The 17946-nt window shown below is 71.7% G+C and carries 17 protein-coding genes and 1 tRNA gene; 13 read left to right on the top strand and 5 right to left on the bottom strand.

What is annotated here, in order from left to right:
* Window positions 1–7: 7 nt before the first annotated feature.
* Together K8U61_RS22855 and K8U61_RS22850 are read right to left on the bottom strand one after the other, a co-directional pair.
* Window positions 8–820: a metal ABC transporter ATP-binding protein gene (locus tag K8U61_RS22855; RefSeq protein ID WP_224125320.1), complete on the bottom strand. Its 813-nt coding sequence runs from the start codon at window positions 818–820 to the stop codon at window positions 8–10.
* Window positions 817–1731, bottom strand: a complete 915-nt coding sequence (locus K8U61_RS22850) for a metal ABC transporter substrate-binding protein (protein WP_224125319.1) — start codon at window positions 1729–1731, stop codon at window positions 817–819. Before K8U61_RS22850 ends, K8U61_RS22855 begins: the two co-directional genes overlap by 4 nt.
* A gap of 62 nt (window positions 1732–1793) precedes the next feature.
* Here K8U61_RS22850 and K8U61_RS22845 point away from each other — a divergent pair, with 62 nt between their 5' ends.
* The 5 genes from K8U61_RS22845 (at window position 1794) to K8U61_RS22825 (ending at window position 6557) form a co-directional block, all read left to right on the top strand.
* Window positions 1794–2114 carry an antibiotic biosynthesis monooxygenase family protein gene (locus tag K8U61_RS22845; RefSeq protein WP_308043311.1) on the top strand — a complete coding sequence of 107 codons (321 nt, stop codon included), beginning with the start codon at window positions 1794–1796 and terminating at the stop codon, window positions 2112–2114.
* A gap of 57 nt (window positions 2115–2171) precedes the next feature.
* Window positions 2172–3572 carry a glycine--tRNA ligase gene (locus K8U61_RS22840; protein ID WP_224125317.1) on the top strand — a complete coding sequence of 467 codons (1401 nt, stop codon included), beginning with the start codon at window positions 2172–2174 and terminating at the stop codon, window positions 3570–3572.
* A 26-nt stretch (window positions 3573–3598) separates the two neighbouring features.
* Window positions 3599–4282, top strand: a complete 684-nt coding sequence (locus K8U61_RS22835) for a hypothetical protein (protein WP_224125316.1) — start codon at window positions 3599–3601, stop codon at window positions 4280–4282.
* Window positions 4283–4380: 98 nt separating this feature from the next.
* On the top strand, window positions 4381–5511 hold the full coding sequence (dusB, locus tag K8U61_RS22830; protein ID WP_224125315.1) for a tRNA dihydrouridine synthase DusB: 1131 nt from the start codon (window positions 4381–4383) through the stop codon (window positions 5509–5511).
* A 167-nt stretch (window positions 5512–5678) separates the two neighbouring features.
* Window positions 5679–6557, top strand: a complete 879-nt coding sequence (locus K8U61_RS22825; protein WP_224125314.1) for a VldE C-terminal domain-containing protein — start codon at window positions 5679–5681, stop codon at window positions 6555–6557.
* Window positions 6558–6566: 9 nt separating this feature from the next.
* On the opposite strand, the gene K8U61_RS22820 is transcribed toward K8U61_RS22825, so the two are convergent.
* A complete protein-coding gene (locus K8U61_RS22820; RefSeq protein WP_224125313.1) occupies window positions 6567–6977 on the bottom strand; it encodes a YybH family protein in 411 nt (136 codons plus the stop codon).
* A gap of 52 nt (window positions 6978–7029) precedes the next feature.
* On the opposite strand from K8U61_RS22820, the gene K8U61_RS22815 reads away from it, so the two are divergent.
* From K8U61_RS22815 to K8U61_RS22780, 8 genes are all read left to right on the top strand, one after another.
* The gene (locus K8U61_RS22815) at window positions 7030–8262 is read left to right on the top strand and encodes a deoxyguanosinetriphosphate triphosphohydrolase (protein ID WP_224125312.1); all 1233 of its coding nucleotides are present in this window, start codon (window positions 7030–7032) and stop codon (window positions 8260–8262) included.
* Window positions 8259–9194 (top strand): 2-hydroxyacid dehydrogenase, encoded by a 936-nt coding sequence (locus K8U61_RS22810; protein ID WP_224125311.1) that lies wholly within the window; start codon window positions 8259–8261, stop codon window positions 9192–9194. The genes K8U61_RS22815 and K8U61_RS22810 overlap by 4 nt, the downstream gene beginning before the upstream one ends.
* 20 nt (window positions 9195–9214) lie before the next feature.
* Window positions 9215–11101, top strand: coding sequence for a DNA primase (gene dnaG / locus K8U61_RS22805; protein WP_224125310.1), 1887 nt, complete (start codon window positions 9215–9217; stop codon window positions 11099–11101).
* Entirely contained in the window at window positions 11098–11619 is a 522-nt protein-coding gene (locus tag K8U61_RS22800) for a hypothetical protein (RefSeq protein WP_224125309.1), read from the top strand. The genes dnaG and K8U61_RS22800 overlap by 4 nt, the downstream gene beginning before the upstream one ends.
* Before the next feature lie 67 nt (window positions 11620–11686).
* Window positions 11687–11759: transfer RNA gene (locus tag K8U61_RS22795), tRNA-Asn, on the top strand.
* 104 nt (window positions 11760–11863) lie between these two features.
* On the top strand, window positions 11864–14005 hold the full coding sequence (locus K8U61_RS22790) for an acyltransferase family protein (RefSeq protein ID WP_224125308.1): 2142 nt from the start codon (window positions 11864–11866) through the stop codon (window positions 14003–14005).
* A gap of 132 nt (window positions 14006–14137) precedes the next feature.
* Window positions 14138–14506: a hypothetical protein gene (locus K8U61_RS22785; RefSeq protein WP_224125307.1), complete on the top strand. Its 369-nt coding sequence runs from the start codon at window positions 14138–14140 to the stop codon at window positions 14504–14506.
* Window positions 14507–14609: 103 nt separating this feature from the next.
* Window positions 14610–16193, top strand: a complete 1584-nt coding sequence (locus tag K8U61_RS22780) for a hypothetical protein (RefSeq protein ID WP_224125306.1) — start codon at window positions 14610–14612, stop codon at window positions 16191–16193.
* On the opposite strand, the gene K8U61_RS22775 is transcribed toward K8U61_RS22780, so the two are convergent.
* Complete coding sequence (locus K8U61_RS22775) at window positions 16175–17140, bottom strand: diacylglycerol/lipid kinase family protein (protein WP_224125305.1); 966 nt, start codon at window positions 17138–17140, stop codon at window positions 16175–16177. The genes K8U61_RS22780 and K8U61_RS22775 overlap by 19 nt on opposite strands.
* On the bottom strand, window positions 17127–17939 hold the full coding sequence (locus K8U61_RS22770) for a DUF1206 domain-containing protein (RefSeq protein ID WP_224125304.1): 813 nt from the start codon (window positions 17937–17939) through the stop codon (window positions 17127–17129). The genes K8U61_RS22775 and K8U61_RS22770 overlap by 14 nt, the downstream gene beginning before the upstream one ends.
* Window positions 17940–17946: the final 7 nt, after the last annotated feature.

Here is a 17946-nt window from a genome sequence, read left to right as displayed (position 1 = left end):
GGGGGGGTCATCGGTCACCGTCCAGGAGCGAGGAGACGTGCGGGGCGTGGTCGTGGTGGTGCTGCTCGTGGTCGCGGTGGTGGTGACCGTGGTCGTGGGTGTGCAGGTCCAGGTGGGCGGTGGCGACCTGCTCGCTGGTGAGCGGCGGCCCGTCGTAGGCGACCCGGCCGTCGCGCATCACGACCGCCCTGTCGATCAGCGGCGCCATCGGGCCGAGTTCGTGCGCGACCAGGACGACCGTGGCGCCGCGGTCCGAGAGGGTGCCGAGGGCGTCCGCGAGCGCCTGCTGATTGGGCAGGTCGACGCCGGCCGTCGGCTCGTCGAGGAAGAAGAGCTCGGGCTCGCCGGCGAGCGCCCGGGCGATGAGCACCCGCTGCTGCTGGCCGCCGGAGAGCGTGGACACGCCGACCTTCGCCCTGTCGGCCAGGCCGACGACCTCGAGAGCGTCGTCGATCGCGGCCCGGTCGGCGCGACCCAGCGGCCGCAGCAGCCGGCGCCGGGTCAGCCGCCCCGACGCGACGACCTCCCAGACCGAGGCGGGTACGCCGGAGGCGGCACCGCCGCGCTGCGGGACGAAGCCGATCCGCTGCCAGTCGTGGAAGGAATCGAGTGGGGTGTCGAAGAGGCGCAGCGACCCCGTTGCGAGCGGGCGGAGGCCGGTGAGCGCCCGGACCAGCGTCGACTTGCCGGACCCGTTCGCGCCCATCAGGGCGACGAACTCACCTGAGGAGACTGCCAGGTCGACGTGCCGCACGATCGGCCGGCCGGCGATCGCGACGGCGCCGTCGCGCAGCTCGATGACGGGGGGTGTCGCGCTCAACAGCCGTTCGCCTCCTGGAGGGCCGACAGGTTGGAGCGCATGAGGGAAAGGTAGTCCTCGTCCGCGGTCTCGTCCGAGAGGCCCTCGATCGGGTCGAGCACGGCGCTCTTCACACCGGTGTCGTGGGCGAGCGACTCGGCGACCTCCTTGGGTGCAAGTGTCTCGGAGAAGACGGTGGTGATCCCCTCGCTCTTGACCAGGTCCTGCAGCTCGGCGAGGTCGGCGGGCGTCGGCTCGGACTCGGGGGAGAGGCCGAGGATCGCCTTCATCTGGATGCCGTAGCGCTGGAGGTAGCCGAATGCGTCGTGGCTGACCACGACCGTGCTGCGCTCGCAGGAGGCGAGGCCGGCGGTGTAGTCCTGGTCGAGCTGCTCGAGGTCGGAGCGCAGGTCGTCGGCGTTGGCCTGGTAGTCGTCCGCGTGGCCGGGGTCGATGTCCGCGAGGTGGTCGGCGACCGTGTCGGCGACGTCGGCGAGCATGAGCGGGTCCTGCCAGAAGTGCGGATCGATCTCGTCGGAGTCGACCCCGTGCTCGCGGAAGGGCACCAGGTCGACGACCGAGGCCGCGTCGACGGTGTCGCCGGTCGCGTTGGTGTCGACCGCGTCGTCGACCGACTGCTGGAAGCCGCGCTCGTAAACGACCAGGTCGGCCTGGGCGACGTCGGCGACCTGCTTGGGGCTCAGCTCCAGGTCGTGCGGCTCGCCGCCGGGGGCGGTGAGGGTCTCGACGGTGACGCCGTGACCGAGCCGGTCGCCGGCGACCCGCTCGGCGACGTACTGCAGGGGGTAGAACGCCGCCGCGACCTCGACTCCGTCGGCGGAGGAGGCGGAGTCGTCGGTGAACGCGGCACAACCGCTGACGACCGGGAGCAGGAGCGCGGCACCGATGGCCGCGACGGCGAGACTCTTCATGAGAACGATTCTCACTGCAGTTGAGAATGATTGTCAACTCCGGTCGTCGCTACGATCTGCCCGTGCTCGTCGTGAACAGGTTCCGCGTGCCCGAGGCGGACGGAGAGGCGTTCCGCGTCGACCTCGCGACCGCCCGGGAGGCGCTCGCCGCGTGTGCCGGGTACGCCGGCGGCGAGATCGGCCGCAACGTCGACGATCCCGAGCTCTGGGTGCTCAGCACCCGGTGGGAGAACGTCGGCAGCTATCGCCGAGCGCTCTCGTCGTACGACGTGAAGCTGCGTGCGGTCGCGATCCTGAGCCGGGCGATCGAGGAGCCGTCGGCGTACGAGGCCGCGGAGCCCGGCACCACCTTGAATATCGGCTCGCCTCGCTCGTTAGGCTGAACCCTCCACCGAAACGCCAGACCGGCAGCCAGCCGGCCGACCAGCAGGAGCTCCATCGTGGCCAAGCCGCCGCCGTCCACCGTCGACCACGTCGTCTCGCTCGCGAAGCGCAGGGGCTTCGTCTTCCCGTGCGGTGAGATCTACGGCGGCACCCGCTCGGCCTGGGACTACGGCCCGCTCGGCGTGGAGCTCAAGGAGAACATCAAGCGCCAGTGGTGGAAGTCCATGGTCACCATGCGCGACGACATGGTCGGCCTCGACTCCAGCATCATCCTGCCCCGTCAGGTGTGGGAGGCGAGCGGCCACGTCGACACCTTCACCGACCCGCTGACCGAGTGCCAGTCCTGCCACAAGCGCTTCCGGGCCGACCACCTCCAGGAGGAGGTCGCGGAGAAGAAGGGCATCGACAACCCCGACGACGTGGACATGTCCACGATCGCCTGCCCCAACTGCGGCACCCGCGGCGCGTGGACCGAGCCGCGTCAGTTCTCCGGCCTGCTCAAGACCTACCTCGGCGTCATCGAGGACGAGTCCGGCCTCCACTACCTGCGCCCCGAGACCGCCCAGGGCATCTTCATCAACTTCGCCAACGTGGTGACCTCGAGCCGCCAGAAGCCGCCGTTCGGCATCGCCCAGATCGGCAAGAGCTTCCGCAACGAGATCACGCCGGGCAACTTCATCTTCCGCACCCGTGAGTTCGAGCAGATGGAGATGGAGTTCTTCGTCAAGCCGGGCGAGGACGAGGAGTGGCACCAGTACTGGATCGACGAGCGCACCAAGTGGTACGTCGACCTCGGCATCGACCCCGACAACCTGCGTCACTACGAGCACGCGCAGGAGAAGCTCAGCCACTACTCCAAGCGCACCGTCGACATCGAGTACCGCTTCAAGTTCGCCGGGTCGGAGTGGGGCGAGCTCGAGGGCATCGCCAACCGCACCGACTTCGACCTGTCGACCCACTCCAAGCACTCCGGTCAGGACCTCTCCTACTTCGACCAGGCCAACAACGAGCGCTACATGCCCTACGTCATCGAGCCGGCGGCGGGCCTCTCCCGCAGCCTGATGACCTTCCTCGTGGACGCCTACACCGAGGACGAGGCGCCCAACACCAAGGGCGGCGTCGACAAGCGCGTCGTGCTCAAGCTCGACCCGCGCCTCGCGCCGGTCAAGGTCGCGGTCCTGCCCCTGAGCCGCAACGCCGACCTCTCGCCGAAGGCGAAGGACCTCGCGATGACGCTGCGCAGCGCCGGCTGGAACGTCGACTTCGACGACTCCGGCGCGATCGGCCGCCGCTACCGCCGCCAGGACGAGATCGGTACGCCGTACTGCGTGACGGTCGACTTCGAGACCCTCGACGACCAGGCCGTCACCGTGCGCGAGCGCGACACCATGGCGCAGGAGCGGGTCTCGCTCGACCGCATCACCGGCTACTTCGCCGAGCGTTTCGTCGGTTGCTGACGCCCGGGCTCGTGCACACTGACCGAATGACGCGGCGTTCCACACGGGCGAGCCTGCTCGCGCTCGCCCTGGCCGGTGCCCTGGCCGTGGCCGGGTGCTCCAGCAGCGACGACGACTCCAGCGACGGTGGGTCGCCGACCAGCCCGAGCGGCTCGACGAGCGCCACGCCGTACCTCCCGGTGCCGGACGGCGTCCAGCTGACCCCGCCCGGCACCCACCTGTCGGTGGGGGACGAGGCGACCGTCGCGTGGGAGCCGCGGCAGAACCTCGTCGGCACCCTCGACATCACGGTCAGCTCGCTGGAGAAGACGACGATCAAGGACTCGTTCGGCGCCTGGCAGCTGAGCTCCGAGCAGCAGAAGTCGACGCCCTACTTCGTGCGCGCCACCGTGAAGAACGTCGGCGACACCGACCTCGGCGGCCGCCGGGTGCCCCTCTACGTCGTCAACGACCAGAACGTCCTGCTCGAGTCGACGCCGTTCGCGAGCGCCTTCGCGCCGTGCCCGAGCACCGCCCTGCCGGACAAGTTCAAGCCGGGCGCGAAGGAGGACGTCTGCCTCGTCTACCTCGCGCCCGACCACGGTCAGCTCGACGCCGTCAGCTTCCGGCCGGAGGAGACCTTCGACCCGATCATCTGGACCGGCGACGTCACGACCTACAAGCCCGCCAAGGACGACGGCAAGAAGAAGAGCGGCAAGAAGAAGGGCTGACCTCGGCCGTCCTGGGGGAGTTTCATCGGCCGGCCGATGAAACTCTCGCGCCGGCGGTGGATTTGGGCGGCCGCCGCGTCCGTGCGGACAATGAAGCCATGCCCGCACCGCTGACCCTCGGCTCCCTGACGGTCGACGTCCCCGTGGTGCTCGCCCCGATGGCCGGCATCACCAACGCCGCCTACCGGCGCCTCTGCGCCGAGCAGGGCGCGGGCCTCTACGTCTGCGAGATGATCACCAGCCGCGGCCTGGTCGAGGGTGACCAGCACACCAAGGACATGCTCGTCTTCGACGAGCTCGAGACCACCCGCTCGGTGCAGCTCTACGGCACCGACCCCGTCTACGTCGGCAAGGCGGCCGAGATCCTCTGCGCGGAGTACGGCGTCGCGCACATCGACCTCAACTTCGGTTGCCCCGTCCCCAAGGTCACCCGCAAGGGCGGTGGCGGTGCGCTGCCGTGGAAGCGCGGGCTGCTCGGCGAGATCCTCGAGCATGCCGTCGCCGCGGCCACGCCGTACGACGTGCCGGTGACGATGAAGACCCGCAAGGGGATCGACGACGACCACCTGACCTACCTCGACGCCGGGCGGATCGCCCAGGAGTCGGGGGTCGCCGCGATCGCCCTCCACGGACGCACCGTCGCGCAGGCCTACTCCGGTCAGGCCGACTGGGACGCGATCGGCGAGCTGGCCGCGAGCGTCGAGATCCCCGTCCTCGGCAACGGTGACATCTGGGAGGCCGCGGACGCGCTCCGGATGGTCGAGGAGACCGGCGCCGACGGCGTCGTCGTCGGCCGCGGCTGCCTCGGCCGGCCCTGGCTCTTCCGCGACCTGGCCGCCGCCTTCCGCGGCGAGGAGGTCGCCACCCTGCCGACGCTCGGCGAGGTGACCGCGATGATGCGCCGCCACGCCGAGCTGCTGTGCCAGCACATGGGGGAGGAGCGGGGCTGCAAGGAGTTCCGCAAGCACGTCACCTGGTACCTCAAGGGCTTCGCCGCGGGTGGCCAGATGCGCAAGTCGCTCGGCCTGGTCTCGACCCTCGCCGACCTCGACGGGCTGCTCGCCGACCTCGACCCCGACGAGCCGTTCCCGGCGAGCGAGCTCGGCACGCCGCGCGGCCGCCAGGGCTCCCCGCGGGACCGGGTCGTGCTGCCCGAGGGCTGGCTCGACGACGCCGATGGGGCGGGCTGCCACCTCCAGGAGGACGCGGACGAGACCACCGGCGGGTGACCGGGAACACGCCGAGATTTCTCAATCAAGATTCGGACAGTCGACTTTGGCTGTGGTTGACTCGGCCGTCGTTGCCGTTTCGTTATCAACTATCCGGGTAGATCACCGGGTGCTCGCCGATGACGTAGGTGACGCGTCCTGACCGCAACCAGCAAAGGATCAGCGCTGTGGCAGACCATCGCCACAAGCGGGACACCGATGCCCGCCGCAAGCCCCGTGCCGCCACCGTGGCCGCGCCGCTTGCCCTGCTCGCGACCGCCTCCGCCGTCACCATCGGCGTCGTCGCCAGCAACCCCCACCCCAGCACCCTGCTCGCGACGAACGACGCGGCCAGCATCTCCGGCGCCGCCGCCGGGTCGCTGCACCACGGTGACGTCGCGTCCCGCTCGGAGTCGCGGTCGACCGGCCGCGCCTCGCTCCAGGCGGCCTTCGACCGCAGCGTGACCCGTACGGCGACCTACCGCGCCGTCAGCGACGCCCACACGAAGATGTGGACCACCACGGCGCTCAACCTCTGGACCGGCCCCGCGGAGTCCGCCGGCAAGGACGGCGAGATCGCGGCCGGCAAGCAGGTGCTGATCACCGGGCGGCGCGCCGCCGACCGGGTCGAGATCGTCGTCGACGGCGAGTCCCGCTGGGTGACGACCGGCTACCTCTCCGAGGACAAGCCGCTCACGGCCGCCGCCGGCCTCTCGATGGAGCCCTGCCCCGACCCGTCGGTCGAGAGTGGCCTGACCTCCAACGCGGTCTACGTCTACCGCTCGGTCTGCCACGCCTTCCCGCAGATCACGTCGTACGGCGGCTGGGACGCCCACGGCGAGCACTCCTCGGGCAAGGCGCTGGACATCATGACCAGCGACAAGGCCCTCGGCGACACGATCGCGGCGTTCCTCCAGCAGCACGCCGCCGAGCTGCACCTCTACGACGTCATCTGGTGGGACCGGATCTGGACGCCCGAGCGGGCCTCCGAGGGCTGGCGTGCGTACGGCGACCACGGCTCGCCGACCGCCAACCACATGGACCACGTGCACGTCTCGACGTACTGAGCACCCGGGTCAGCCCACCGGCGTGAACTGCCGGGCGACGACCGACCACCCGCCGGCCTCGCGCGCCAGGGTCCACAGCACGACCATCGACGGACGCTCGAGGTCGACCGCCTCGTCCGGTCCGGCGCGGTAGGCGCCGGTCGTGACGACGGCCAGGTCGGGGCGCGGGAACGCCGCGTCCAGCACCACGAACCGGGCGTCCCCAGCCGGCGTCGCCGCCGCGGCGAACGCCCGCTCGTGTGCCGCGCGGACGGCCGCCCGGCCGTGGGCTCGCGACCCGTTGGCGACGACGAAGACGGCGTCGGCGTGCACGTGGGCGACGCAGCGGTCGGGGTCGTGGCTGTTGACGCCGGCGGCGACGTCGTCGATGAGGGCGCGGATCTCGTCGAGATCGGTCGTGGAGACGGTCATGGCGGACATCAGACGACTTCAAGCCCGGTTGAGGTCAAGCAGTCCCCTAGGGTTGCGTCCGATGGACGATCTGTACGACGCGGCCGCGCGCGAGCGCCTGGTCGAGGAGCCGCCCAAGCGCGTGGACGCGCCCGAGCGCACGCCGTTCGAGCGGGACCGGGCCCGGCTGGTGCACGCCGCGTCCTCGAGGCGGCTGGCGGCGAAGACCCAGGTGGTCGGCCCGCAGAGCGACGACTTCGTGCGCAACCGGCTCACCCACAGCCTCGAGGTGGCCCAGGTCGCCCGCGACCTGTCCCGGGCGCTGGGCAGCCAGCCGGACATCGCGGAGACCGCCGCGCTCGCGCACGACCTCGGCCACCCGCCGTTCGGGCACAACGGCGAGCGGGTGCTGGCGGAGGTGGGGGAGTCCTGCGGCGGCTTCGAGGGCAACGCCCAGACGCTGCGGCTGCTGACCCGCCTCGAGGCCAAGACCGTCGACGCCTCCGGCGCGTCCGTCGGCCTCAACCTCACGCGGGCGACCCTCGACGCCTGCACGAAGTACCCCTGGCGGGTCGCCGAGGCCGGTGCCGACGGCAAGTTCGGGGTCTACGAGGACGACCGGCCGGTCTTCGACTGGATGCGCCGGGCCGCCGACGGCACCCGGCAGTGCGTCGAGGCGCAGGTGATGGACCTCGCCGACGACGTCGCCTACTCGGTCCACGACGTCGAGGACGGCGTGGTCGCGGGCCGCATCGACCTCACCGCCCTCGACACCGCGGCGGTCTGGCAGGCCGTGCGCGACTGGTACCTCCCCGACGCCGCCGACGACGTCCTCGACGCCGCCCTCGCGGGGCTCCGGTCGGTCGGCAGCTGGCCGACGGCGCCGTACGACGGCAGCCGGCGCTCGCTCGCGGCCCTGAAGAACCTCACCAGCGACGTCATCGGCCGCTTCTGCGGCGCGGTCCAGCACGCGACCTTCGCGGCGAGCGAGGGGCCGTTCGTTCGCTACCGCGCCGACCTCGTCGTACCGGACGAGACCCGCCTGGAGATCGCGGTCCTCAAGGGCGTCGCCGCCCACTACGTCATGCAGGCCGACGACCGCGTCGCGCTCATGGAGCGCCAGCGCGACCTGCTCCGCGAGCTCGTCGCGGAGCTCGCCCGCCGTGGGCCCGACGCGCTCGACCGCCCCTTCGCCGACGACTGGCACGCCGCCCCCGACGACACCGCCCGGCTGCGGGTCGTCCTCGACCAGGTCGCCTCGCTCACGGACGCCAGCGCGATCGACCGTCACGCCCTGCTGGGAGGCCGCGCATGACCGACCGACTCGTCTGGCTGCCGTTCGACCCCGCCGAGCTCAGCGACCAGGGAGGTGACCCGCCCGACGGCCTGCGCTACGAGGTCGTCGACCCCACCGAGCACGTGCCGGACAGCGTGGGCGAGGTCCGGTTCTACGTCCCGCCGTACCAGGTCGGGCCGCGCGTCTCCGAGGTCCTCGGCGCGATGACCGGCCTCGAGGTGATCCAGACCCTGACCGCGGGCGTCGACAACATCCGCCCGCACGTCCCCGAGGGGGTCACGCTCTGCAACGGCCGCGGCATCCACGACGCCTCGACCGCCGAGCTCGCGGTCACGCTCACCCTGGCCAGCCTGCGCGGCGTCCCCACCTTCGTGCGCGACCAGGACCGCCACCAGTGGCGCACCGCCTGGTACCCCGCGCTCGCCGACCGCCGCGTCCTGATCGTGGGGTACGGCGCGGTGGGGGAGGCGATCGAGCGGCGGCTGCTGCCCTTCGAGGTCGAGGTGGTCCGGGTCGCCCGCACCGCCCGCGGCGGTGAGCCCCGGGTGCACGCCATCGACGAGCTGCCCACCCTGCTCCCGCGCGCCGACGTCGTCATCCTCGTCGTCCCGCTCACCGACGCCACCCGCGGCCTGGTCGACGCCGGCTTCCTGGCCGCGATGAAGGACGGCGCGCTGCTCGTCAACGTCGCCCGCGGCGCCGTCGTCGACACCCCTGCGCTGCTCGAGGCGCTCGACAGCGGCCGGATCCACGCGGCGATCGACGTCGCCGAGGTCGAGCCGCTGCCCGAGGACCACGCCCTCTGGGACGCCCCGAACCTGCTCATCTCCCCGCACGTCGGCGGCGCCAGCAGTGCGATGTGGCCGCGCGCCCACCGGCTGGTCCGCGAGCAGCTCCACCGGTACGCCGCCGGCGAGGAGCTGGTGAACATCATGTCCGGCGACTACTGACCCACTCGTAGGATCGCCCCGTGGCCGGACGGATTCGCGAGGAGGACATCGCCGAGGTGCGCGAGAAGACGCGCATCGACGACGTCATCGGCCAGTACGTCACGCTCCGCCCCGCCGGCGGCGGCTCGCTCAAGGGCCTCTGCCCCTTCCACGACGAGAAGTCGCCGTCCTTCAACGTCAACCCGAGTCGAGGTTTCTACCACTGCTTCGGCTGCGGAGAAGGCGGCGACGTCATCAACTTCCTGATGAAGGTCGACGGCCTCGCCTTCGGCGAGGTGGTCGAGCGGCTCGCCGAGAAGCAGGGCATCGTGCTCCGGCGCGAGGACGACGGCTTCGGCGGGCGCGACGACAAGCCGAAGGGCCCGCAGCGCGGCCGACTGATCGAGGCCAACAAGGTCGCCCAGCAGTTCTACGCCGAGCAGCTCGCGACCTCCGACGCCCGAGCCGCCCGCGACTTCCTCATCCAACGTGGCTTCGACCAGGCAGCCGCCGAGACCTTCGGCATCGGCTTCGCCCCCCGCGACGGCGAGGCGGTGACCAAGCACCTCCGTGGCCGCGGCTTCTCCCAGGAGGAGTCGGTCGAGGCCGGTGTCGTGGCGATCGGGCGCTCGGCGTACGACCGTTTCCGCGGGCGCCTGCTCTGGCCGATCCGGGACGCGAGCGGCGACACCATCGGCTTCGGCGCGCGGCGGATCTTCGACGACGACCGGATCGAGGCCAAGTACCTCAACACCCCCGAGACCAAGCTCTACAAGAAGAGCCAGGTCCTCTACGGCATCGACCTGGCCCGCAAGGCGATCGGCCAGTCGTCCCAGGCCGTGATCGTCGAGGGCTACACCGATGTGATGGCCTGCCACCTCTCCGGGGTCGGTACGGCGGTCGCCACGTGCGGCACCGCCTTCGGCGACGACCACGCCCGGGTGCTGCGCCGCTTCCTCGACGACCGCGACGGGTCGCGCGGCGAGGTGATCTTCACCTTCGACGGTGACGCCGCGGGGCAGAAGGCCGCCCTGCGTGCCTTCGGCGGCGACCAGAACTTCGTCTCCCAGACCTACGTTGCCGTGGAGCCCGACGGCCTCGACCCCTGCGACCTGCGGATCAAGAAGGGCGACGACGCGGTCCGCGACCTGATCGGCGGCCGGGTGCCGCTCTACCGCTTCGTGCTGTCCAACGTGATCACCAAGTACGACCTCGACCGCGCCGACGGTCGCATCGACGCCCTGCGCGAGGGCGCGCGCCTGGTGTCGAGCATCCGGGACAGGTCCAAGGTCGACGCGTTCGCCCGCGAGCTCGCCGGGATGATCGGCGTCGACCCCGACGAGGCGCGCGCGGAGGTCCGCCGCGCCGCCAGCCGCAAGCCGGCTCCCGACCAGCACCAGCACGCGACCCCCGCCGCGTCCGAGGCAGACCGTCCCGAGACGCCTCCGCTCCCGAGCATCGGCGACCCGCGCTTCGCGATCGAGCGGGAGACGCTGATGCTGGTCATCCAGGCGCCGATCAACATCGGCCGCCTCACCACCGAGATCCGACCGGAGAGCTTCACCCACCCGACGCTGCGGGCGATCTGGGAGCTGGTGGCGGCCGCCGGTGGCATCGCCGCCGGCGTCGGCGACCAGGGCTGGGCGGCCCGCCTGCGCGACTCGACGGACGACCCGGCGGTCGTCTCGGCGATCAGCGCCCTGGCGGTGGCGCCGCTCAAGAAGGCTCCCGACGCGGCGTACGTCACCGAGTACCTCCTCCGCCTCCAGGAGCGCGCCGTCGGCCGCCGGATCGAGGACCTCAGCTCCCGGCTGCACCGCACCGATCCGGCCGACGTCGAGAGCTTCAACGCCATCTTCGGCGAGCTCGCGACCCTCGAGAGCCAGCGGCGCAGCATCCGTGACCGACTGCGAGGTCCCGCCGTATGAGCCTCTTCCGCCGCGGCGAGCGACCGCCGATCCGGGTCGAGCGGGGGGAGCGGCTGCTCGCCGACGCCCGCGCCGACGAGGGTCACCTCGGCGGCACCCGCGACGCGCTCTACGTCGCGCGCTCGCAGGGCGGCACGTTCCGCCTCGAGGAGACCCTCCGGATCCCGTGGGAGGACGTCCAGGCCGCAGACTGGGACCGCGACACCGGGGTCCTCCGGGTCAGCGAGGTCGGCACCTGGGGCGAGCCGCGACCCGAGCACACCTTCACCATCGAGGAGCCCGGCCGGCTCCTCGAGCTGCTCCGGGAGCGGGTCACCGCCAGCGTCGTCTTCCAGCGCAGCGTGCCCGTCGATGGTCGCCGCGCGCTCCGGGTGATCGCCCGCCGGGCACCCGCCGGGGATCGGCCGATCAGCTGGATCTACGAGTTCGACGAGGGCGTCGACCCGGCCGATCCCGCCGTACGCCGGGCCGCCGAGGAGGCCCTCGCGGCCGCCCGCGCGGAAGTCGGAGTCGACTGATCCCGGTCGGGGCACCTCGATTTTTCGTTGGGGCGGCCGATTGCTAACCTGTGCGGGCTGCACCCGATCCCCTGTAGCTCAACTGGCAGAGCATTCGGCTGTTAACCGGAGGGTTGTTGGTTCGAGTCCAACCGGGGGAGCAGATCACGGGCCCGTCTCACGCGAGTGAGGCGGGCCCGTCTGCATGTCCGACCCACCGATGTCAAACTCGTCCTGACGGCACGCGCCGACTTACGATCGATCGATGTCTCGGGGGCAGTTCAGAGGTGACGTGCAGGGTCTGCGGGCCCTCGCCGTCCTCCTGGTCGCGGTCGACCACGCTGACGTCGGGCCGTTCCACGGCGGGTACGTCGGGGTGGACGTCTTCTTCGTGATCTCCGGGTTCCTGATCACCGGGCTGCTCCTGAAGGACCACGACCGCCACGGGCGGATCTCGCTCCGGGACTTCTACGCGCGTCGCGCGCGCCGCATCCTGCCCGCCTCGCTGCTGGTGCTCCTGGTCACCGTCGGCGCCTCCGTCGCGCTGCTGAGCGGTGTCCAGGCGATCGCGGCGATCGAGGACGCGGCTTGGGTGCTGTTCTTCGCCGGCAACATCAAGTTCGCGCGGGACGGGACCGACTACTTCCAGGGTGACGCGAGCCCCTCACCCTTCCAGCACTACTGGTCGCTGGCGGTCGAGGAGCAGTTCTACCTCTTCTGGCCACTCCTCATCGCGGTCGTCATCTGGGTCGTCGCCCGCCGCCGGCGCAACGGGGGCCACGTCGCTCCCCGGGGCAACGCGCGGTACGTCGCCCTGGCGCTGCTGGTCGTGATCGCCGCGTCGTTCGCGTTCTCGCTGCTCGACACGGCCAGCGAGCCGGTCGGCGCCTACTTCTCGACGCGCGCCCGGGTCTGGGAGCTGGCCACGGGCGCACTGGCCGCGTGCCTGGTCGCCCGCGCGCAGGCGACCCCGCGCGGGCTGCGTACGGCGGCGTCGTGGATCGGCCTCCTGGCGATCCTCACCGCCGCGCTGACGTACGACGCGACGACGCCCTTCCCGGGGTCGGCGGCCGCTCTGCCGGTGCTCGGCGCCGTCCTCCTCCTGCTCGGCGGGGTGCCGACCGCGGGTGCCTCCGCGCTCCCGCAGCGGCTGCTCGCCCTCCGGCCGTTCCGGGCCGTGGGGGACTGGTCCTACTCGTTCTACCTGTGGCACTGGCCCTTCCTCGTCTTCGCCGCGGCGATCTGGGGGCCGGTCTCGGGGGCACGCGGGCTGGCGGTGCTGGTGGCGGCGCTGGCGGTCTCGGCGCTGACCTACCACCTCGTCGAGAACCCGGTGCGCCACGCGCGGGTGATCTCCGTGCGCCCCTCGCGCGGTCTGCTGCTCTACCCCGCGGCCCTCGTGCTGGTGATCCCCGCGCTGGTCGGGGCGAAGGCCGTGGTGATGCGCGTGGACGTGCCGCACGGCGAGCCGATCACGCTCGCGCACTACGGCCAGCGGTCGGGGGAGCCGGTGCCGTCGTTCGACCCGTCGCCGTACGTCGCGCTGGTGCAGGCCTCGCTCCTCGCGGCCGACAACGGGCTGGAGATCCCGGGCGGGCTCCGGCCGGACCCGTTCCACCTCGACAAGCTCAAGCCCGACCTCGGCGCCTGCGACTACTGGAACGACCCGTCCACCGACCTGTGCCCGATGGGCGATCCCGACGGCGACAAGACGATGGTGCTGGTCGGCGACTCCCATGCGCGGCAGTGGATCCCTGCGCTCGACCGCATCGCGGAGAAGCACGGGTACCGCGCGTACTGGCTGGTGCGCGTCGGGTGTCCGGGTGCGGACGTAACGCCCTGGCTCAAGGTCGGCGGTCCCGCCGAGGAGTGCGCCGACTTCCAGGACTGGGCGCGCTCCGAGGTGGACGACCTCGCTCCCGACCTGACGCTCGTGGCCTCGGAGGCCAACCCCAACCGCGGCTACGTCCTCGACGACGGCAGCCACGTGACGGACACCGCCGGGGAGCTGGCCGCGTTCGAGGAGGGCGTACGGCGCACCCTCGTGGACGTGTCCGCGCACTCGGAGCGTGTCGTCTACCTCGACGACCCTCCGGCGACGACCGCCCAGGCCGTGGAGTGCCTGGCCAAGCGGCGGGCCACCCTCGAGCGCTGCGTCTCCTCGCAGGACCCGCTCGTCGACCAGTTCATCGACGCCGCCAGCCGCGGAGCCGCGAGTGCCGGGGTGCAGGTGCTCGACCCGACGCGCTGGTTCTGCTTGCACGGCCGCTGCCCGGGCGTCGTCGGCGACTACATCACCCGGCGCGACCTCGCCCACGTCACGGTCGAGTACGCGTCCTACCTCACGCCCGCCCTCGACAAGGCCCTCGGCATGTCGCGCGATCGGAGCGCGGTCGCCTCGCCGTGACACGGAGCCGGACGACGGGACGTGGTCAGGCTCGTGGACGCGGTCTGCACCTCGCTCGCTGGTGACCGTCGACCTCGAGACCGAGCAGCCGCTGCCCGCGTGATCGAGGGGGCCAGCGGGTACGCCGCACCCATGAGCTACCCGCTGAGCCGCCTCGTCTCCACCGCCACCGCCGCGTACGGCGGCTACGCCCTCGCCCAGCCCGCCCACCTGTGGCAGGCGCTCGACGCCGATCGCAAGGACCGAGAGGGCCTCGAGCTGCTGGCGCGCACGTACGGCGTCCGCGACCTCGCGATCAGCAGCCTCGCGATCCTCGGCCGGCGACCCGGCACCGTCCGCGCCGCGATGCTCGCCCGGATCGCGATGGACCTCGGTGACGGGGCGCTGCTGGCGACCCGCACCGAGGATCCCGACGTCCGCCGCAAGGTCCTCGGCGTGACGCTCGGCTGGGCCGGCCTCAACGCGCTCGCCCTCGCCCTCGACTCCCGCCGCACCAGCTGACGGCAGCGACTGACGGCGTACCCAGAACGGGGTATTCGGCGGCACGATCACTAATGTCCGCATTCGTCGGACAGGACGCTGGTCCAGACCTACCGTCGACTCCGTGGAGAAGACGGGTACTCTCGCGCGCCTTGCGCTCGGGATCGCACTGGCCGGGATCGTGCTGGCCGGTCTGACCGCGCCCGGAGCCGCCGCCGAGCGGCACCACGCGAAGCACCGGGCGAAGCGGTCCGTCGGCTCGCTCCTGGTCAGCCCCGGCTCGCTGTTCGTGGGCGGTCAGCAGCTCACCTTCTCCGGCGACCTCGGTGTCAGCGGCGTCCGTCGCATCCACCTGCAGAAGAACATGGGTCGCATCGGCGACGTGTGGAGCGACGTCGAGGGCTTCAGCACCACCACCAAGCCCGACGGCAGCTTCACCTTCACCTATCCCGCGCCGTCGATGTTCAACATCCGGATGCGGGTCGTGGGCAAGGGCGCCGTCACCGGCTCGTGGGACTTCGACGCGAAGTCGCAGGATCTCACGCTCTCGACCGCCAAGCTGCCGGGCCTCGACGACGGCGAAGTGGTGATGAACCTCCCGTTCACGATCGCCGTCGACACCACGCCCACCCTGGTCGGGCGCCCCGACCTGCCGCCGCCGGTCATCCCGGGGCGCACCCTCACCCTCCAGCAGCGCGTCGACGGCGACACCTGGAAGACGCTCGACACCACCAGGACCAGCATCCTCGGCAACGGCGCCTTCGTGCAGACCGTCGGTGCCGCGGGCTACGTCACCTACCGCGTCCGCGAGGAGGACTGGACCAAGGGCGGCGACAAGATCGGCTGGTACCCGTCCTTCCCGTTCACCGTCCGCGTCGTCGACCCGCTCCACCCCAACGTCGGCCGCGACGAGGCCCCGACCGCGCCGTCCCGCCCGTACAAGGAGACCGGCTCGCCGAGCAGCCGCAACGGCCAGACCGCCGCGAAGGCCCACCTCTGGGGCATCTCGCTCTGGGACTTCGCCTGGACCTCCGGTGAGTCCCTGACCAGCCGGCCCTACCGCGGCACCGACCGGCGGGGCTGGTGGCTCGACTCCTCCGACGGCACCGGCCGGGCGGCCCAGCTCAACGGCCAGATCTCGCTCGACAGCGGGCGCAACTTCCGGGGCGACGGCGACGTCGGCACCACTCGCGCCACGATGCAGGACAACCCCGCGGCGTACGGCCGCTGGGAGACGGCGTTCCGGATCAAGCGCTTCGAGACCGGGGCCCAGGACTACCACGCGGTCCTCGAGCTGGTCCCCGAGCGCGCCAGCGACTACCGCTGCGGCACCCGCAACATCACCGTCGCCGACATCGACGCCGGCGGCCACAGCATCGACATCGGCGCGCGGTCGGCCTCCGGCACGAAGTGGACCGCCACGCGCAAGATCGACATCGGTCAGCGGTCCGCCGCGATCGGGATCGAGCTCGGCAAGTCACACATCACCTGGTTCGTCGACGGCAGGACCGTCGGCGTCGTCAACGACCCGAAGGCCGTCTCCGGCGTTCCGATGACCCTGCGCTTCAGCCTGGTCGGCGACGGCGAGAAGGAGATGAACCACACGATGCTCTTCTCCGACTGGCAGCGCTCCTGGACGCTCGACGGTGGCAAGCAGGTCACCCAGGGCGCCTCGCTCCAGCGTGCGTCCTACAACGCCTCCTGCTGAGGCTCGCCGACGTCCTGGCTGACGCGCACCACGAGGGCATCGGGCTGGATCACGAACCTCATGGTCGTCGCCTCGACCAGCACGTCACCGTCGACCTCACACAGCTGCGGCGGGTCGACGGCCACCGTCACGTCGCGCCCGCTCGAGCGCTCGAGGGCGGGGCCGTCGCCGCGCTCGGCCAGGACCCGGGCGGCGACGCCGATCCACTGCGTCAGGCTCTCGGGACTGACCGTCGCGACGTCGAGCAGCCCGTCGTCGAGCTCCGCGTCGGGCAGCAGCACCATGCCGCCCGTGAGCTCGCCGCAGTTGCCGACCACGACGGTCCGGGCCTTGGTGGCGGACGTGGCCTCGCCGTCCACGACGACCTCCAGCGAGAAGGGCGGGTCCGTGAGGTGACGTCCTCCGCTGGCGACGTACGCCGCCCAGCCGACCTTGTCCTTCACCCCCTCGGGCGCGTCGGCCATCATCTGGGCGTCGAAGCCGACGCCGGCCATGACGGTGAAGCAGTGCACGTTGTCGGCAGGCTCCGGGATCCCGTCCAGCTGCGCGGGGCTGGGATCGAGCACGAGCCAGCCGACGTCGATGACCCGGTCGCGACCGGCGAAGGCGATGCGCGCGGCGTCCGCGAGACCGTCCACCCCGCCACCCACGTTGCGCGCCAGCAGGTTGCCGGTTCCGCCGGGGAGGAGGCCGAGGGGAACGCCGGTCCCGACGAGCTCCTGCGCCACGGCGCGGACCGTCCCGTCGCCGCCGAGCGCGCACACCAGGCTCGCGCCTCGCTCGACCGCTGTGCGGGTCTGCCCGAAGCCGCAGTCGTCCTCGGTCGTCTCGACGATCGTCGGCTCCGGCAGACCCGACTCGGCCGCGACGTCCGCCAGCGTCGACCGGACCTCCTCGACGTCCACCTTCATCGGGTTGACGACGACGGTGACGTCAGACGCGCGCATAGCGACCTCGGGCGAAGGAGTAGACGCCGTACGCCGCGAACCCGAGCGCGATGCCGATCAGGAGCACGGCCCCGGCGGGCAGGTCGCGCAGCGACTTCAGCGCACCGTCGAGGCCGGTGACGTCGCCGGCCTGCTGCTGCCACGCCGCGGTGATGAAGAGGAAGCCGACGGCCACGAGGGCGATGCCCTTGCCGATGTAGCCGACCCGAGCGGCGACGACGGCCCAGCGGCCGGGGTGCTCCTGCAGGTCCTCGAGGAACTTCTTCTTCCAGCCCTTGTAGATGTGGTAGATCGCGACCCCCACGATCGCCAGACCGACCAGGCCGACCAGGAGCCGGCCGGCCGGCGCGTCCATGAGCGTCCGGGTGAAGTCCTGCGTCTGCTTGTTGCTGGAGGTGTGCCCGCCGACGGCGAAGACCCCGGCGGTCCAGGCGAGCGCGGCGTAGAGGACGGTCTTGCCGCCCGCCTTCGCCTTGTCGAAGGCCTCCCGCGACGTGACGACCTCGGTCGCCTGCCACAGCGCGAGCAGCGCGAAGCCGGCCACCAGCACCCAGAGCAGGAACTGACCGAACGGTTGCCGGGCGAGCGTGCCGACCGCACCGGACTGGCTGGCGTGCGCTCCGGCGCCCACGGCGATCTGCGCGATCAGCCACGCGAGCACCAGGTGCAGGACCCCGCTGGCCGCGTAGCCGAGGCGTGCTCCCCACTCCACGACCGGATGGTCTCCGGCCTGCGCGGCGGCCCCCTTGGCGGCGTTGGTCGCGCGGTCGACGTGTGCCGACATGTTCTGCTGTGCCATCTCTCCC

It is taken from the genome of Nocardioides mangrovi (assembly GCF_020073815.1).
Lineage (GTDB): Bacteria > Actinomycetota > Actinomycetes > Propionibacteriales > Nocardioidaceae > Nocardioides > Nocardioides mangrovi.
The sequence above is the reverse complement of the archived record's forward strand: the minus strand, read 5'-3'. Positions and strand labels throughout refer to the sequence as shown.

Excerpts from the sequence above, each read along its gene's own strand:
- K8U61_RS22835 (WP_224125316.1), top strand. The coding sequence starts at position 3,599 with ATGACGCGGCGTTCCACACGGGCGAGCCTGCTCGCGCTCGCCCTGGCC.
- K8U61_RS22850 (WP_224125319.1), bottom strand. The coding sequence starts at position 1,731 with ATGAAGAGTCTCGCCGTCGCGGCCATCGGTGCCGCGCTCCTGCTCCCG.
- K8U61_RS22815 (WP_224125312.1), top strand. The coding sequence starts at position 7,030 with ATGGACGATCTGTACGACGCGGCCGCGCGCGAGCGCCTGGTCGAGGAG.
- K8U61_RS22800 (WP_224125309.1), top strand. The coding sequence starts at position 11,098 with ATGAGCCTCTTCCGCCGCGGCGAGCGACCGCCGATCCGGGTCGAGCGG.
- K8U61_RS22820 (WP_224125313.1), bottom strand. The coding sequence starts at position 6,977 with ATGTCCGCCATGACCGTCTCCACGACCGATCTCGACGAGATCCGCGCC.
- K8U61_RS22775 (WP_224125305.1), bottom strand. The coding sequence starts at position 17,140 with ATGCGCGCGTCTGACGTCACCGTCGTCGTCAACCCGATGAAGGTGGAC.
- dusB (WP_224125315.1), top strand. The coding sequence starts at position 4,381 with ATGCCCGCACCGCTGACCCTCGGCTCCCTGACGGTCGACGTCCCCGTG.
- K8U61_RS22810 (WP_224125311.1), top strand. The coding sequence starts at position 8,259 with ATGACCGACCGACTCGTCTGGCTGCCGTTCGACCCCGCCGAGCTCAGC.
- K8U61_RS22785 (WP_224125307.1), top strand. The coding sequence starts at position 14,138 with ATGAGCTACCCGCTGAGCCGCCTCGTCTCCACCGCCACCGCCGCGTAC.
- K8U61_RS22790 (WP_224125308.1), top strand. The coding sequence starts at position 11,864 with ATGTCTCGGGGGCAGTTCAGAGGTGACGTGCAGGGTCTGCGGGCCCTC.
- K8U61_RS22770 (WP_224125304.1), bottom strand. The coding sequence starts at position 17,939 with ATGGCACAGCAGAACATGTCGGCACACGTCGACCGCGCGACCAACGCC.